Consider the following 15,199-nt stretch of genomic DNA (forward strand, 5'->3'; position numbering starts at 1 on the left):
AAATCGAAAAGGTCAACCCGAGCATTATAAAATAACCGTTCGACGCGATGGCGATGCGCCGCCCGAGGCGCCGCACAGAGCGAGACCGCTTCCTCACTACCGACCGGCAACTCTCATGTACAAACTCGTTCTCATCCGCCACGGCGAATCGACTTGGAACAAGGAAAACCGCTTCACCGGCTGGGTCGACGTCGACCTCACCGAGCAGGGCAACCTCGAGGCGCAGCAGGCGGGCGGGCTGCTCAAGGAATCGGGCTATACGTTCGACATCGCCTACACGTCGGTGCTCAAGCGCGCGATCCGCACGCTGTGGCATGTGCAGGACCAGATGGATCTGATGTACCTGCCCGTCGTGCATTCGTGGCGCCTGAACGAACGCCACTACGGCGCGCTGTCGGGTCTGAACAAAGCCGAAACCGCCGCCAAGTTCGGCGACGAGCAGGTGCTGGTCTGGCGCCGCAGCTACGACACGCCGCCGCCCGCGCTCGAGCCCACCGACGAGCGCGCGCCGTACACCGATCCGCGCTACGCCAAGGTGCCGCGCGAGCAACTGCCGCTGACCGAGTGCCTGAAAGACACGGTCGCGCGCGTGTTGCCGCTGTGGAACGAGTCGATTGCGCCGGCCATCAAGTCGGGGCGCAGCATCCTGATCGCCGCGCACGGCAACTCGATCCGCGCGCTGGTCAAGTATCTCGACAACATCTCGGACAGCGACATCGTCGGCCTCAACATCCCGAACGGCGTGCCGCTCGTCTATGAACTCGACGAGAACCTGAAGCCGATCAAGCACTACTATCTCGGCGACCAGGACGCGATCGCCAAGGCGCAAGCCGCGGTCGCGAGCCAGGGCAAGGCGGGCTGATCCGGCATTTCCGGGCGCGGCCCCACGCCACGAAAACGCGCGGGGCCGCACGCAGACAACCGGGCCGACAAGAAATTCTGTATTGCGCCCGGCGGTCAGATTCAGAGGCCCGCTGCAGGGTTCACCGTAGCGGCGAGCGCATCCGCTGGCCTTGCGCGGCAACTCTCAGTTCCGACCCGCCGAGTGCCATGTCGTACGGCTCGCCATCCGCGGCTCGGGTCGCAAGAACCAGGACCTTCCCGTACTGTCGAAGCACGATTGCCTGCACCGCGCCCTGAGCAGGCGGGTGTGCAGTTATACTTGTCCGTCCAATCTTTATCGACGCTGCCACGCGCTTCCGACCGCAACAGACTCTATGCGAAAGAACCTGAAAAATATCGGCCTGATTGCCGCGGGCCTTGCTACCGGTGTCTTTGCCACCCTGCAATACTCCGCCTCGGCCCAGCAACCCGCTAGCGCTGCGGTCGCCCCGCTGCCGCTAGACCAGCTCAGGCTTTTCGCCGAAGTGTTCGGGCAGATCAAGCACGAATACGTCGAACCGGTCGACGACAAGAAGCTGCTCACCGCCGCGATCAAGGGCATGGTGTCCAGCCTCGACCCGCACTCGTCGTACCTCGACAAGACCGACTACGAAGAGCTGCAGGAGCAGACCAAGGGCCGCTTCGCGGGCCTCGGCATCGAAATTTCGTCGGAAGACGGCCTGATCAAGGTAATTTCGCCAATCGAAGACACGCCCGCGTTCCGCGCCGGCATCCGTCCTGGCGACCTGATCACGCGCATCAACGACAAGCCCGTGCGCGGCATGACGCTCGACCAGGCGGTCAAGCAAATGCGCGGCGACCCGGGCACCAAGGTCACGCTGACCATCTTCCGCAAGACCGACGACCGCACGTTCCCGCTCACCGTCACGCGCGCGATCATCAAGGTGCAGTCGGTGAAGGGCAAGATCGTCGCGCCGGGCTTCGCGTACGTGCGCATCACGAGCTTCCAGGAACGCACCACGCCCGACCTCGCGGCCAAGCTGCAGGATCTCGCGCGCCAGGAGCCGAACCTGAAGGGCCTCATCCTCGACCTGCGCAACAACGGCGGCGGTCTGCTGCAAAGCGCGGTCGGCGTCGCGGGTGCGTTCCTGCCGCCGAATTCGGTGGTGGTGTCGACCAACGGCCAGATTCCGGATTCGAAGCAGATCTATCGCGACACCTACGATAACTACCGTCTGCAATCGTTCGACAGCGATCCGCTCAAGGACGTCCCGGCCATCTTCAAGACCGTGCCGATGATCGTGCTGACCAACGCGTATTCGGCGTCGGCGTCGGAAATCGTCGCGGGCGCGCTGCAGGATCAGCACCGCGCGCTGATTCTCGGCAAGACCACGTTCGGCAAGGGTTCGGTGCAAACCGTGCGCCCCCTGACGGCCGACACCGCACTGCGCCTGACCACCGCGTATTACTACACGCCGAGCGGCCGTTCGATCCAGAACAAGGGCATCCGCCCCGACCTTCCGGTCGACCAATACGCGGACGGCGATCCGGACGACGCGCTCGTGACCCGCGAAGTCGACTACTCGAATCACCTCGCGAACACGCAGGACCCGAACGAGAAGAAGGAAGCGGAGCAGCGCGAGCAGGAGCGCATGGAGCAACTGCGTCAGCTCGAAGAGCAGAACGACAAGAAGACGCCGGAACAGCGCCAGAAGGAGCGCGAACGCAAGCCGGTCGAGTTCGGTTCGGCCGACGACTTCATGCTGCAACAGGCGGTCGACAAACTCGAAGGCAAGCCGGTTCAGGAATCGAAGTCGTTGATGGAACGCCGTCTCGCGCAGAACAAGCCGGGCACGTCGGCCTCCGCGCCGGTCGCGGTGAAGCCGACGCAACCGGTGCCGGGCGCATCGGGACCGGCGCCGGCTTCGGCACCGGCTCCCGCTGGCAAGTAAGCTGACCAACAGGCAGCGAACCCCGCGCGTGTCTTCGCAGCACGATAGTCTGCGAAGACACGCCGCAACAGTTTCAGCAAAAGCCGCCGCCTAACCGGTGGCGCATCACGGCAAGCCGCAACCGCCACCCTCCCCGCGCGATTAAAATAACAGCCACGAATGCGCGCCGCGGCCCCTCGGCCTGCCTCTCCTTGCGCGACACAGCGACATAGCGACACACCCCACGCGCCCCGCCATGAATGACGATCAACTCCTTCGCTACTCCCGCCACATCCTCGTCGATGAAATCGGCATCGAGGCGCAGCAGCGTTTTATCGACGCCCACGCGATCATCGTCGGCGCGGGCGGACTCGGTTCGCCAGCCGCGCTGTATCTCGCGGCGGCGGGCGTCGGCCGTCTGACGCTCGTCGATGCCGATACCGTCGACCTGACTAATCTACAACGACAGATCCTGCACGTGAGCGCGTCGGTTGGACGTAGGAAGGTCGAGTCCGCGCGCGACATGCTCGCGCGGATCAATCCCGAGGTCGTCGTCAACGCGGTGGCCGAGCGCGTCGACGATGCGTGGCTCGAACGCGAGGTGCCGCACGCGAGTGTCGTGCTCGATTGCACCGACAACTTCGCGACGCGTCACGCGATCAACCGCGCGTGCGTCAAGCATCGCGTGCCGCTCGTGTCGGGCGCGGCGCTGCGCTTCGACGGCCAGATCAGCACTTTCGATTTCCGCGATGACGCGTCGCCGTGCTACGCGTGCGTGTTTCCCGAAGACCAGCCGTTCGAAGAAGTCGCATGCTCGACGATGGGCGTGTTCGCGCCGACGGTCGGCATCATCGGTTCGATGCAGGCTGCCGAAGCGCTGAAGGTGATCGGCGCAATCGGCACGCCGCTCGTGGGCCGCCTGACGATGCTCGATTCGCTGCGGATGGAATGGAACACGATGCGCATCGGACGTCAGCCGGATTGTCCGGTGTGCGGCCACGCGCACGGGTCTTGAGGCGGTTCTGCACTGCCCGTTCGCGTGACGCCGAAATAGCAGAACGCCGCACATGTGCGGCGTTTTTTCGTTCAACGAGGCAAGACGATGCGCGTCAGATTCAAACCAGCGCGACCCGCTTGAGCGCCGCCTGCACCTCCTCCGGCTCGAACGAAGCCAGCACGTCGGCAACGGGCTTTTCGAGCGTCTTCAGATGCGAGCGCAGCACTTCCTGCTTGACCTCGAGGAGTTGGCTCGGATGCATCGAAAACTCGGTCAGGCCCATGCCGAGCAGCAGACGCGTCAACGCCGGATCGCCCGCCATCTCACCGCACACCGACACGGGCACGCCCGCGCGTTTCGCCTCGCGCAGCGTGAACGCGATCAGATGCAGCACGGCCGGATGCAGCGGGTCGTACAGATGCGCGACCGCGTTGTCCGCGCGATCGATCGCGAGCGTGTACTGAATCAGATCGTTGGTGCCGATCGACAGGAAATCGAGCCGCTTCAGAAACAGCGGCAACGCGATCGCGGCGGCCGGGATCTCGATCATCGCGCCCACCTGCACGTTCGGATCGTAAGCGATACCCGCGTCGTCGAGTTGACGCTTCGCTTCGCGGATCAGATCGAGCGTCTGGTCGATTTCCTGCGCGTGCGCGAGCATCGGGATCAGGATCTTCACCCTGCCGAACGCCGACGCGCGCAGGATCGCGCGCAACTGCGTGAGGAACATCTGCGGCTCGGACAGGCTCCAGCGAATCGCGCGCAAACCGAGCGCCGGATTCGCGGCGGTCTCGTAGCCGTCGCCGCCCATCGAATCGAGCGGCTTGTCGGCGCCGACGTCGATCGTGCGGATCGTGACCGGCAAGCCGTTCATCAGTTCGACCGCGCGACGATACGCGCTGAACTGCGCCTCCTCTTCGGGCATCCGGTGCTTGTGATTCATGAACAGAAACTCGGTGCGGAACAGACCCACGCCGGTCGCGCCCGCTTCGACCGCCGCGCGCGCGTCGTCCGGCAACTCGATGTTCGCGCACAGTTCGATGCGCGTGCCGCACAGCGTTTGCGTCGGCGAGAACTTGAGCCGTTGCAGCTTGCGCTGCTCGAGCTCCTTCTCGCTTTGCCGGTACGAGTATTCCTCGAGCACGATCGGCGCGGGATCGACGATCACGATGCCGTGGTCGCCATCGACGATGATCAGATCATCCTGGCGGATCAGCGCGCTCGCATGCTGCACGCCGACCGCGGCCGGAATGCCGAGGCTGCGCGCGACGATCGCGGTATGCGACGTGCGTCCGCCCAGATCGGTGACGAAGCCCTGGAACGTCTGCGTCTTGAACTGCATCATGTCGGCCGGCGCGATGTCGTGCGCGACCACGATCATCTCGTCGCAAGCGCCATGCACGTTGCCGACGATGCCCGGCGCGCCCGCGAGCGCCTTCAGCACGCGCTCGACGACCTGCTCGATATCGGCCTTGCGCTCGCGCAGGTATTCGTCTTCGATAGTGTCGAAATGGCGCGACAGTCTTTCGAGCTGCTCGGTCAGCGCCCATTCCACGTTGTAGCGGCGCGTGCGGATCAGGTCGATGGTTTCCTGAACGAGCATGACGTCGTTCAGGATCATCGTGTGAACGTCGATGAACGCGCCCATTTCGCTCGGGGCATCCGCGGCAAGATCGGCGCGCAATACGTTGAGTTCTTCATGCACGCGTTGCTGAGCCGCGCGAAAACGCCCGACCTCCCCTTCGATCTGGGGCGGTTCGATCAGATAGTGGTCTACGTCGAGTGCTGCCGGGGCGATCAGATAGGCCCGCCCGATGGCGATACCGCGTGACACGGGAATTCCATGCAGCGTGAATGACACGCGCACCTCCTCTAGTTGTGTAATGCCGCGGCAAACCGCTGCAATGCTCTCAGACTGTACTGGGCATTATAAATTCCGCGCCTTTTTGAAGTGTGTCGGCGGTGTGTGCAGCGCAGCACGGATTATCGCAATGAGGTGCCCTCGTACCCGGCGAAGCTTCGCTTTATACACGTCGCGCAAAACATATGGTTTAAACATTGAAAACGCATGTCGTCTTACGCACTCTTCCCGATGGCTTTCGCGCCGCTTCTAGATCCCTTTAATCTCGATTAACGGCGCGCCTCTTCTGATATTCAGATGTCGGCGGCGATAAAAAAACCGCGGACTGAGCCGCGGCATTTTCGGGTTTGTCGAACGCAAAGCGCGCGGCTTTATTGACCTTCGCCAAATTTATCGGCGATCAGTTTCAAGAGCGCGTCCATCGCGTCCTGTTCGTCGGTGCCTTCCGTTTCGATCAGCACGGTACTGCCGATGCCCGCGGCCAGCATCATCACGCCCATGATGCTCTTCGCGTTGATACGACGGCCATTGCGGCTCATCCAGATTTCCGCCTGGTAGTTGCCCGCGAGTTGCGTCAACTTGGCCGACGCGCGCGCGTGCAGCCCCAGCTTGTTCACAATTGTCGTTTCCTGTTGCAGCATGTGATGGTCCGAAGCGCGGGTGAATGAAATGGTGAAAAGTGTTACTGCAAAGCGGCTTCAATGCGATCGGCATCGTTGTGAAACCGCTTGAATCCGTCGAAGCTTGCCTGCGAACCAGCCCGGCTTACAGGCCGGTCGCGTCCGTCTTTTGCGTCAGATCGGCATCGGCCGGCAAAGCGGGAACACAGTCGGCGGCCGCCGCGTCAGGCGGCAGCGCCGGCAGGCACTCGGCAGCGCACACTGGCGGCGTGACCGGTGTCGGCATCGCCGGTCCGATCGCGTGCACGCCCTTGGTCGCGCCGGCGAGCGCCTTGTCGACGAGCGTGTCGAGCGGCGTCGCGCGATAGCAGACCGCGCGCACCAGCATCGGCAGATTGACGCCGCACAGCACACGCACGTCCGGCACGGTGGCGAGCCGGCCCGCGATGTTGGCCGGCGTCGCGCCGAACATGTCGGTCAGCACGAGCGCGCCGTTCTCTTCCTTCAGCCGCACGACTTCCGAATTCGCGAACGCGACGACCTGCGCAGGATCGCAATCCGGCGACACGTCGATCACGCCGATACGCGCCGGCAAACCGCCATAGATGTGGGAAATGCAATCGCGCAACGCGGTGGCGAATGGAGCGTGCGCAATGATCAGAATGCCTGCCATGTCAGCCTTACTGCAAAAGAACGGCCCCAAACCGTGGACCGGGACTCGAGCCCGGTTCGCCATCGCCGCGGACCGGCCGTGGGTCGCGAGGGCGGGAATGCATCGTCGGGCGAGCGGGCATTGTAGCAGCCTCATTTTCGCGCCAATTCCGACGCCACGCCTGATGCGGATTTACTACACAGATTGGGGGTGCAGCCGGGCAATCAAGGCCGCTGCGTCGGCGCGCCACGCGAGCGCCACGCGTCAGCCGACCGCGCGCTCCAGCGCGTCGACGAACATCGCGGCGACGTCGAAGCCGGTCTGGTCCATGATCTCGCGGAAACACGTCGGGCTCGTGACGTTGACTTCGGTGAGCCAGTCGCCGATCGCATCGAGTCCGACCAGCAGCAGGCCGCGCGCCGCCAGCACCGGCGCGAGCGTATCGGCGATCTTGCGATCCTGCTCGCTGAGCGGCCGCGCGACGCCCAGTCCGCCGGCCGCCAGATTGCCGCGCACCTCATTACCCTGAGGAATGCGCGCGAGCGAGTACGGCACCGCTTCGCCGCCGATCAGCAGGATGCGCTTGTCACCTTCCTTGATCTCGGGGATGAATTTCTGCGCCATCACCGAGCGCGCGCCGTCGTGGCTCAGCATTTCGACGATCGAGCCGAGGTTCATGCCGTCCACCTTCACGCGGAATACGCCCATGCCGCCCATGCCGTCGAGCGGCTTCAGGATCACGTCGCCGTGCTGTTCGTGGAACGCGCGCAGACGCGCCGGGTCGCGAGTGACCAGCGTCGGCGCGACGAACTGCGCGAACTCGCCGATTGCGAGCTTCTCCGAATGATCGCGGATCGCCTGCGGTTTGTTGAAGATGCGTGCGCCGCCACGCTCGGCCAGTTCGAGCAGCCAGGTCGACGTCACGTATTCCATGTCGAACGGCGGGTCCTTGCGCATCACGACCGCGCCGAAGCTCGCGAGCGCGCGCGGCGTGGCGGCATCGGCGGCAAACCAGACATCACGATGCAGATCCGTGGTATCGCCGACGATCGCAATGCGCTGCACGTTCGCCTCGACATCGCCGCCCGTCCACGCCAGATGCTTCGGCTCGCAGGTGTACACCGTGTGACCGCGCCGCGCCGCTTCGGCCATCATCGCGTAGGTGGTGTCTTTGTAGATCTTGAAATGGCTGAGCGGATCGGCGATGAAAAGAATGTCCATGAAAGTCCCGGTGCGCCCTGAGGGGCGTGACATTGTTCGTCAAGTCAATATAGTCTTTGAAGACGGCGATGGCGGCACGCATGCCGCCATCCTGCCGCGCGAGGCGGCTTAGACCTGGATCGCTTCAGGATCGGTCTTTTCGAGTTCGACCGATGCGGCCAGCAAGCCGAGCCGCGCCACGACGCCATACATATAGAAGCGGTTCGGCGGCGCCGCGCCGGGCTTCGCGTGCGCATCGGGCAGCGCCGTGTGTTCGAAGCCGAGCGGCACGAAGTGCATGCCCGGCGCGTTCAGGTTCTGGTCGCGCTCGCGGCTGCCGTGCACGCGATAGAAGCCGCCCACCACATAGCGGTCGATCATGTAGACGACCGGCTCGGCGACTTCCTCGCCGATGCGCTCGAACGTGTAGACGCCTTCCTGCACGATCACGTCGTGCACTTCGAGCCCGTCTTTGGTCGCGGCCATGCGCGTGCGTTCGCGCTTCGTCAGCGCGGCGACTTCCGACGCGTCGTGCACGGTCATCACGCCCATGCCGTAGGTGCCCGCATCGGACTTGATCACGACATACGGTTTTTCGGAGATGCCGTACTCGCGATACTTGCGCGCGATCTTCTTCAGCACGCCGTCGATCGCATCGGCAAGGGCTTCCTCGCCGGTGCGCTGCTGGAAGTCGACGCCCTCGACGTGCGCGAAATACGGATTGATCATCCACGGATCGATCTCGACCATCTTCGCGAACTTCTTCGCGACGTCGTCATAGCACGAGAAATGCGTCGACTTGCGACGCACCGCCCAGCCCGCATGCAGCGGCGGCAGCAGGTACTGCTCGTGCAGGTTTTCGAGCACGGGCGGAATACCGCCGGACAGATCGTTGTTCAGCAGGATCGAGCACGGGTCGAAGTTCTTCAGACCAAGGCGCCGCTGCGAGCGCTCGAGCGGTTCGAGCACCAGCTTCTGGCCGTCCGACAGCGCAATCGTGACCGGGCCGTTGATGGTTTCGTCGAGCGTGCCGAAGCGTACGTTCAGACCCGCCTGGCGCATGATCGACGCAAGCCGGGCGACATTTTCGAGGTAGAACGCATTGCGGGTGTGACGCTCGGGAATGACGAGCAGATTCTTCGCGTCCGGGCAGATCTTTTCGATCGAGGCCATCGCGGCCTGCACCGCGAGCGGCAGCACTTCCTGCGGCAGATTGTTGAACGCGCCGGGAAACAGATTGGTGTCGACCGGCGCGAGCTTGAAACCCGCGTTACGCAGATCGACGGAACAGTAGAACGGTGGCGTGTGCTCCTGCCATTCGAGCCGGAACCAGCGTTCGATAGCGGGCGTGGCGTCGAGGATCTTCCGCTCGAGGTCGAGCAGCGGGCCGTTTAACGCCGTAACTAGGTGCGGAACCATTGATCACTCGCAGACTGGAGAAAAAAGATTGTAGAGCAAATGCTTTGTCCATTTGGGGACGGTTTCTCCATTCGCAAGCAGACTCGAATGCATTCTCCCTATCTCGATGATAGGCGCGGAAAATCACCGTTCGCAACCCGATCAGCAAGAAAAAAGCCCGCCATGAAGGCGGGCGAAATTGCTGCGCTTGCTTAACCATTTTTTCTTACTGACGAGCCCGCGAGCGCGGGCCGAACCGGGGCAGGTTCCCCGTTATTCGACTTTCTCGCCGTGCAGGCTCACGTCGAGGCCTTCGCGCTCCTGCTCTTCGGTCACGCGGATGCCCATCACCAGGTCGATGATCTTCAGCAGCACGAAGCTCACCACGCCGCTGTAGATCAGCGTCGTCAGCACGCCCTTCGCCTGCAGGATCACGCTGCCGTCCGAGCCGCCGATGTCCTTGACCGCGAACACGCCGGTCAGCAGCGCACCGATGATCCCGCCGATGCAGTGCACGCCGAACGCGTCGAGCGAATCGTCGTACCCGAACTTGTGCTTGAGCCACGTGGCCGCCCAGAAGCAGACCACACCCGCGACGATACCGATCACGAGCGCCCCGAGCGTGCCGACGAAGCCCGACGCCGGCGTAATCGCCACCAGACCCGCGACCGCGCCCGACACGATACCGAGCACCGACGGCTTACCCTTGGCTGCCCATTCGGCGAACATCCACGCGAGCGCCGCCGCGGCGGTCGCCACCTGCGTCGCGAACATCGCGAAGCCGGCACGGCCATCCGCTGCCACGGCCGAACCCGCGTTGAAGCCGAACCAGCCGACCCACAGCATCGCGCCACCGATCAGCGTGAGCGTCAGGTTGTGCGGCGCCATCGCTTCCTTGCCATAGCCGACGCGCTTGCCGAGCACCAGACAGCAGACCAGGCCCGCGATACCGGCGTTGATGTGCACCACCGTGCCGCCCGCGAAGTCGAGGATGCCCGCGCTAGCCAGCCAGCCGCTCGGCTCCCACACCATGTGCGCGATCGGCGAGTAGACGATGATCGACCACAGCGTCATGAACACCAGCATCGCCGAGAACTTCATGCGGTCCGCGAACGCACCGGTGATCAGCGCCGGCGTGATGATCGCGAAGGTCATCTGGTAGACGAAGTAGACCGTCTCGGGGATCGTCGGCGCGAGGTGGCTGACGGTCAGCGTCGTGGCCTTGTCGCCCTTGATGTAGTTCATGCCCGTCATGAACACGCGCGAGAAGCCGCCGATGAACGAGCTGCCAGGCGTGAACGCGAGGCTGTAGCCCACCACGGTCCAGACGATCGTCACGACACAGGTGATCGCGAAGCTTTGCATCAGCGTCGCGAGCACGTTCTTCTTGCGGACCATGCCGCCGTAGAACAGCGCGAGACCCGGGATCGTCATGAACAGCACGAGCGCGGTGGAGGTCAGCATCCACGCGGTGTCGCCGGAGTTGATCTTCGATGAATCGACCGAGAACGGTGCGGTCGGGGTGGCCGGCGCGGCCGCGGCGGCGGCCGATGCATCGGCGGCGGCCGGTGCGCTTGCGGCCGGCGCGGCGGACGCATCGGCGGCGGGAGCCGAGGCCGCCGGGGCAGCGGCTGCGGCGGAGGCGTCCGGTGCGGGCGCGCTCGCCGTCGTATCGGGAGCGGAGGCGGCTGCGGGAGCGGACGCATCGTCCGCGAGGGCGGTGCCGACACCGCCCGCGAGCAGCGAGCCGGCCATCAGCAGGGACATCATTAGTTTGCGCATCTTGGTTTTCCTCTTGTCGCTATCCGTGTCGCTATGTTCTGGTCTTTTACAGTGCGTCCGCGCCGGTCTCGCCGGTGCGGATCCGAACCACCTGCTCGATCGGCGTGACGAAGATCTTGCCGTCGCCGATCTTGCCGGTACGCGCGGCGCGCTCGAGCGCCTCGATCGCCTGATCGACGATGTCGTCGGATACCGCCGCTTCGATCTTCACCTTCGGCAGAAAGTCGACGACGTATTCGGCGCCCCGATACAGCTCGGTGTGGCCCTTCTGCCGTCCGAAGCCTTTGACTTCGGTCACCGTGATGCCCGACACGCCGATCGCCGACAGGGCTTCGCGCGCTTCATCCAGCTTGAACGGCTTGATGATTGCGGTAATGAGTTTCATGAAATCCTCGCTAGTTGTTGCTGATCCGTTATGCCCCGTGGCGTATCCGTGACGGCGGTCTCCTGCGCTACCGGGAAAAGCGCCCTGGCAGTGCGCGCGCGGGGCAGTAACAGCAACTCCTATGCCATGTTGTGTCGGAGCGCGCCTCGCGCGCGTGGCGCAGCGCGCCCGAGCGGCCTTGTCCGAACGGCCAGCGGCACGGCGGGCGGTGGCGCGGCGGGGGGATCGTTGCTAGAGTGTTCGAACGTTCTGAACGCGAGGGCGCGCACCAAACACGCTCACGCGGCCGCGGCAACCAATACGTCGCGCGCACCAGGATCGCTCGTTCGCCGTAACGGGGCACGGGCGCAATGAAACATGCACTTTTTTTGTGCACCAAGGGGAACACGATGAAACAACCGAACGACGTTTTTAACGACTTCCAGGCTCGCGTCAGCGATCTGTTCAAGAATTCGCCGGCCAAGGATGTCGAACGCAACGTCAAGGCAATGCTGTCGCAGGGCTTCTCGAAGCTCGATCTGGTCACGCGCGAGGAATTCGATACGCAGACCCAGGTGCTCGTGCGTACGCGCGCGCGCCTCGAAGAACTCGAGCGCCGCGTCGCCGAGCTCGAGCAGAAATTGCCGCTCACGCAGACGCCGTAAGCGCTGCTCGCAGCCTTCGCGCTGCGCAGTGCCGCCCATCACAGGCAAGCGGGCCGTGACGTCATCAGCGTTTTAGGGGATTTGCGCGCGATGTGAGCGCGCCGTCCGACGGGAGAGAATATGTCGCTTGCCGTGGTGCGCAGCCGCGCGCCGGCCGCTGGCCGTGCGCCCGAAGTGACCGTCGAGGTTCACCTCGCCAATGGGCTGCCGTCCTTTTCGATCGTCGGCCTGCCCGACCTGGAAGTGCGCGAGAGCCGTGAACGCGTGCGCGCGGCGCTGCAGAACTGCGGTTTCGATTTTCCAGTCCGCCGCATCACCGTCAACCTCGCGCCCGCCGATCTACCGAAAGAGTCCGGTCGTTTCGATCTGCCGATCGCGCTCGGCATCCTCGCCGCCAGCGGGCAGATTCCCGCCGAATCGCTGCTCCATCGCGAGTTTGCCGGCGAGCTGTCGCTGACCGGCGCGCTGCGGCCGATGCGCGGCGCGTTCGCGATGGCCTGCGGCACCGCGCGCGGCGCTCTGGCGAACGCCGGCGACGCCGACGCTTCATCTGAAGCGCGTTCTGCGTTGCCCGCCCTCCTCGATCAACTAGCCGCACCGGCCTTCCATACCCCACAGCTTTACCTGCCGGCCGCGAGCGCGGCGGAAGCGGCGCTCGTGCCCGGCGTCGACGTGTTCGGCGCCGCCGATCTGCCGTCGCTATGCGCGCATCTCGCAGGCTCGCCGGACGCGCGTCTTAGTCCTGTCGCCGCGCCCGAGCTCAACGAGCACGCGGCTGCCCCGGCGCCGGACATGGCCGACGTGATTGGCCAGCGCGCCGCTCGGCGCGCCCTTGAAGTCGCGGCGGCCGGCGGCCATCACGTGCTGCTGATCGGACCGCCCGGCGCCGGCAAGTCGATGCTCGCGGCACGCCTGCCCAGCTTGCTGCCGCCCATGACCGACGACGAAGCGCTCGCCTCCGCCGCGCTACTGTCCGCGAGCCGCATCGGCTTCAAGCCGTCGCAGTGGCGCCAGCGGCCGTTTCGCGCGCCGCACCATTCGTCGAGCGCGGCGGCGCTGGTCGGCGGACGCAATCCGCCGCAACCTGGCGAGATCACGCTCGCGCATCTGGGCGTGCTCTTTCTGGACGAGCTTCCCGAATTCGATCGCGTGGTGCTCGAAACGCTGCGCGAGCCGCTCGAAGCTGGCCGCATCACGATCTCGCGCGCCGCCTGGCAAGCGGATTTCCCCGCCGCCTGCCAACTGATCGCCGCAATGAACCCGTGCCCGTGCGGCTGGCGCGGCGATCCGGGCGGGCGCTGCCGCTGTACGCCTGAAGTTGCGGCGCGCTATTTGCGGAAATTGTCGGGACCGCTGCTCGACCGCATCGACATCCAGCTCGAAATTCCAGCACTGACCGCCACCGAACTCGCGGCACGCGCCGCCACCACCGGCGAAGCAAGCGTGGCGATCGCACAGCGCGTGAGCGCTGCGCGCGAGCGGCAACTGGCCCGGCAAGGCAAAACCAACCGCGAGCTGGACGGACGCGAAGTGGACGATGTATGCCGCCCGGACGCAGCGGGCGAGGCGCTGCTGCGCGAAGCCGGCGAGCGCTTTGGCTGGTCGGCGCGGGCGTACTACCGGGTGTTGAAGGTCGCGCGCACCGTCGCGGACCTGGCTGGCGCGGCGATGCCGAGCGCCGCGCAGGTCGCCGAGGCAATCCAATACCGCCGCGCTTTTGGCTCGTTATGAGGAGAAAAAACGACTGTCAAGACTTGACTTATTCACACATGCGCGATCCTGTTAGATTTGGATACAACTCAAAAGCGCGCAGACGAGCATCTCGCCAAGCCATTGATTTCACTGTATTTTTTTAAATTCCCTACGCCTGTGGATTTTGCCGAAAGGCCCGCCTGATGGGCTTTTGCGGCCATTGAGGCCGACTTCTCAACAGAGTTATCCACAGGCTGTGCGCGTAACTCAAAAATCTCAACGTAAACCGGCAATTAGCGTACAAACCTGCGAAGGAACTTTCACTGCGTTCGGCACTCAGAGGTGCGCCCGACCGGCCAAAAATACCGCATTCAGTACAGCTGGAACGACGAAAAAAACTGGTCGACCTGGTCTTGCGGCAGCGGTTGATCGGCGATGATCGCAGCCTGGTACACGTGCCGGCCGCGCGCGACGAGCCGCGCATACACCGTGCGCGTCTCGTGTTTGGCGCCCGCCGCGCCGCTCACCATCATTTCCAGCCCCGGTATCTTGCCGCCCGCCGCCAGCGGGATTTGCGCTGGGTGAGCATCGGGCGTCGCGCCGACATTGCGCGCCAGTCCCGCGCGCAGGAAATCGAGTGCGGCACGCTGGGTCGCGTCGCTGTCGTCGGGCAGCATCACGGTGCCGACCGCAAAGACTGCATCGCCCGCTTCGGCGGTCTGCATTGCCATCTGCATCGGTGTGCCGCCGATCTGCACCGCGCGCTGATCGTTGTCCGGCTTGGCTGGGAAGTCGACCGTGTAGCCCTTGTCGTTGTTCATCACGGTGCGCCAGTCGAAGGTCGGTGAGCAGGCGCTGAGCGCGACGCCGAGCGCCAACGCGGCCGTCGCCGCGCCGATCACGGTTCGAGCGTGACCGGATCGCGTGAATGCGCGGAGAAATAGGCCCGCCGGTTGGAAGACGCCCGCACGGCGGGCGGACAATCGGCTGAGCAACGGAAAACGGCAAGAAACGCGGGCAACTAAAGAGCAGACGCGAAGAACGGTTCGGAGCATGGGACGGAAGATCGGGCTTCTCGGAGCGTAAAGCGCCATTATCCGCTGATCGACTGCCGGGCCGACGCGCGGAGCGCAGTCGTCCCGCCATTTCGGCGCAGCCGAACCCATTGGAGCTAGAATAGAAGAGTTGTTCAGT

General features: G+C 64.5%; 13 protein-coding genes. 5 read left to right on the forward strand and 8 right to left on the reverse strand.

What is annotated here, in order from left to right; all coding sequences use genetic code 11:
• Nucleotides 1-115: 115 nt before the first annotated feature.
• From gpmA to HDG34_RS23690, 3 genes are all read left to right on the forward strand, one after another.
• Nucleotides 116-862, forward strand: coding sequence for a 2,3-diphosphoglycerate-dependent phosphoglycerate mutase (gpmA, locus tag HDG34_RS23680; RefSeq protein WP_184062554.1), 747 nt, complete (start codon nucleotides 116-118; stop codon nucleotides 860-862).
• 355 nt (nucleotides 863-1,217) lie between these two features.
• The gene (locus HDG34_RS23685; RefSeq protein WP_184062556.1) at nucleotides 1,218-2,795 is read left to right on the forward strand and encodes a S41 family peptidase; all 1,578 of its coding nucleotides are present in this window, start codon (nucleotides 1,218-1,220) and stop codon (nucleotides 2,793-2,795) included.
• Between the two features lie 235 nt (nucleotides 2,796-3,030).
• Nucleotides 3,031-3,789: a molybdopterin-synthase adenylyltransferase MoeB gene (locus tag HDG34_RS23690; protein WP_184062558.1), complete on the forward strand. Its 759-nt coding sequence runs from the start codon at nucleotides 3,031-3,033 to the stop codon at nucleotides 3,787-3,789.
• 100 nt (nucleotides 3,790-3,889) lie between these two features.
• Here the strand turns inward: HDG34_RS23690 and ptsP are convergent, their stop codons facing one another.
• From ptsP to HDG34_RS23725, 7 genes are all read right to left on the reverse strand, one after another.
• Nucleotides 3,890-5,632, reverse strand: a complete 1,743-nt coding sequence (ptsP, locus tag HDG34_RS23695; RefSeq protein ID WP_184062560.1) for a phosphoenolpyruvate--protein phosphotransferase — start codon at nucleotides 5,630-5,632, stop codon at nucleotides 3,890-3,892.
• Between the two features lie 371 nt (nucleotides 5,633-6,003).
• Entirely contained in the window at nucleotides 6,004-6,273 is a 270-nt protein-coding gene (locus HDG34_RS23700; RefSeq protein WP_018419292.1) for an HPr family phosphocarrier protein, read from the reverse strand.
• Between the two features lie 124 nt (nucleotides 6,274-6,397).
• Nucleotides 6,398-6,925 (reverse strand): PTS sugar transporter subunit IIA, encoded by a 528-nt coding sequence (locus tag HDG34_RS23705; protein WP_184062563.1) that lies wholly within the window; start codon nucleotides 6,923-6,925, stop codon nucleotides 6,398-6,400.
• Between the two features lie 243 nt (nucleotides 6,926-7,168).
• Nucleotides 7,169-8,125, reverse strand: a complete 957-nt coding sequence (gene gshB, locus HDG34_RS23710; protein ID WP_184062565.1) for a glutathione synthase — start codon at nucleotides 8,123-8,125, stop codon at nucleotides 7,169-7,171.
• A gap of 108 nt (nucleotides 8,126-8,233) precedes the next feature.
• Nucleotides 8,234-9,523: a glutamate--cysteine ligase gene (gshA, locus tag HDG34_RS23715; RefSeq protein ID WP_018434736.1), complete on the reverse strand. Its 1,290-nt coding sequence runs from the start codon at nucleotides 9,521-9,523 to the stop codon at nucleotides 8,234-8,236.
• A 252-nt stretch (nucleotides 9,524-9,775) separates the two neighbouring features.
• Nucleotides 9,776-11,284, reverse strand: coding sequence for an ammonium transporter (locus tag HDG34_RS23720; RefSeq protein WP_184062567.1), 1,509 nt, complete (start codon nucleotides 11,282-11,284; stop codon nucleotides 9,776-9,778).
• Nucleotides 11,285-11,330: 46 nt separating this feature from the next.
• A complete protein-coding gene (locus tag HDG34_RS23725; RefSeq protein ID WP_013088261.1) occupies nucleotides 11,331-11,669 on the reverse strand; it encodes a P-II family nitrogen regulator in 339 nt (112 codons plus the stop codon).
• A gap of 389 nt (nucleotides 11,670-12,058) precedes the next feature.
• Here HDG34_RS23725 and HDG34_RS23730 point away from each other — a divergent pair, with 389 nt between their 5' ends.
• Both HDG34_RS23730 and HDG34_RS23735 read left to right on the forward strand, forming a co-directional pair.
• Nucleotides 12,059-12,313, forward strand: a complete 255-nt coding sequence (locus tag HDG34_RS23730) for an accessory factor UbiK family protein (protein ID WP_026228952.1) — start codon at nucleotides 12,059-12,061, stop codon at nucleotides 12,311-12,313.
• A gap of 120 nt (nucleotides 12,314-12,433) precedes the next feature.
• On the forward strand, nucleotides 12,434-14,044 hold the full coding sequence (locus HDG34_RS23735; RefSeq protein WP_184062569.1) for a YifB family Mg chelatase-like AAA ATPase: 1,611 nt from the start codon (nucleotides 12,434-12,436) through the stop codon (nucleotides 14,042-14,044).
• Nucleotides 14,045-14,376: 332 nt separating this feature from the next.
• Here the strand turns inward: HDG34_RS23735 and HDG34_RS23740 are convergent, their stop codons facing one another.
• Nucleotides 14,377-15,060: a hypothetical protein gene (locus HDG34_RS23740; protein ID WP_184062767.1), complete on the reverse strand. Its 684-nt coding sequence runs from the start codon at nucleotides 15,058-15,060 to the stop codon at nucleotides 14,377-14,379.
• Nucleotides 15,061-15,199 lie beyond the last annotated feature (139 nt).

Source organism: Paraburkholderia sp. HC6.4b (genome assembly GCF_014200875.1).
GTDB lineage: Bacteria > Pseudomonadota > Gammaproteobacteria > Burkholderiales > Burkholderiaceae > Paraburkholderia > Paraburkholderia tuberum.

What these genes read in the sequence shown, in the direction of transcription:
- HDG34_RS23720 (WP_184062567.1), bottom strand. Translation starts at nt 11,284, where the DNA reads ATGCGCAAACTAATGATGTCCCTGCTGATGGCCGGCTCGCTGCTCGCG.
- HDG34_RS23700 (WP_018419292.1), bottom strand. Translation starts at nt 6,273, where the DNA reads ATGCTGCAACAGGAAACGACAATTGTGAACAAGCTGGGGCTGCACGCG.
- HDG34_RS23725 (WP_013088261.1), bottom strand. Translation starts at nt 11,669, where the DNA reads ATGAAACTCATTACCGCAATCATCAAGCCGTTCAAGCTGGATGAAGCG.
- HDG34_RS23740 (WP_184062767.1), bottom strand. Translation starts at nt 15,060, where the DNA reads ATGCTCCGAACCGTTCTTCGCGTCTGCTCTTTAGTTGCCCGCGTTTCT.
- HDG34_RS23705 (WP_184062563.1), bottom strand. Translation starts at nt 6,925, where the DNA reads ATGGCAGGCATTCTGATCATTGCGCACGCTCCATTCGCCACCGCGTTG.
- HDG34_RS23685 (WP_184062556.1), top strand. Translation starts at nt 1,218, where the DNA reads ATGCGAAAGAACCTGAAAAATATCGGCCTGATTGCCGCGGGCCTTGCT.
- HDG34_RS23735 (WP_184062569.1), top strand. Translation starts at nt 12,434, where the DNA reads ATGTCGCTTGCCGTGGTGCGCAGCCGCGCGCCGGCCGCTGGCCGTGCG.
- HDG34_RS23730 (WP_026228952.1), top strand. Translation starts at nt 12,059, where the DNA reads ATGAAACAACCGAACGACGTTTTTAACGACTTCCAGGCTCGCGTCAGC.
- HDG34_RS23690 (WP_184062558.1), top strand. Translation starts at nt 3,031, where the DNA reads ATGAATGACGATCAACTCCTTCGCTACTCCCGCCACATCCTCGTCGAT.
- gshB (WP_184062565.1), bottom strand. Translation starts at nt 8,125, where the DNA reads ATGGACATTCTTTTCATCGCCGATCCGCTCAGCCATTTCAAGATCTAC.
- gpmA (WP_184062554.1), top strand. Translation starts at nt 116, where the DNA reads ATGTACAAACTCGTTCTCATCCGCCACGGCGAATCGACTTGGAACAAG.
- gshA (WP_018434736.1), bottom strand. Translation starts at nt 9,523, where the DNA reads ATGGTTCCGCACCTAGTTACGGCGTTAAACGGCCCGCTGCTCGACCTC.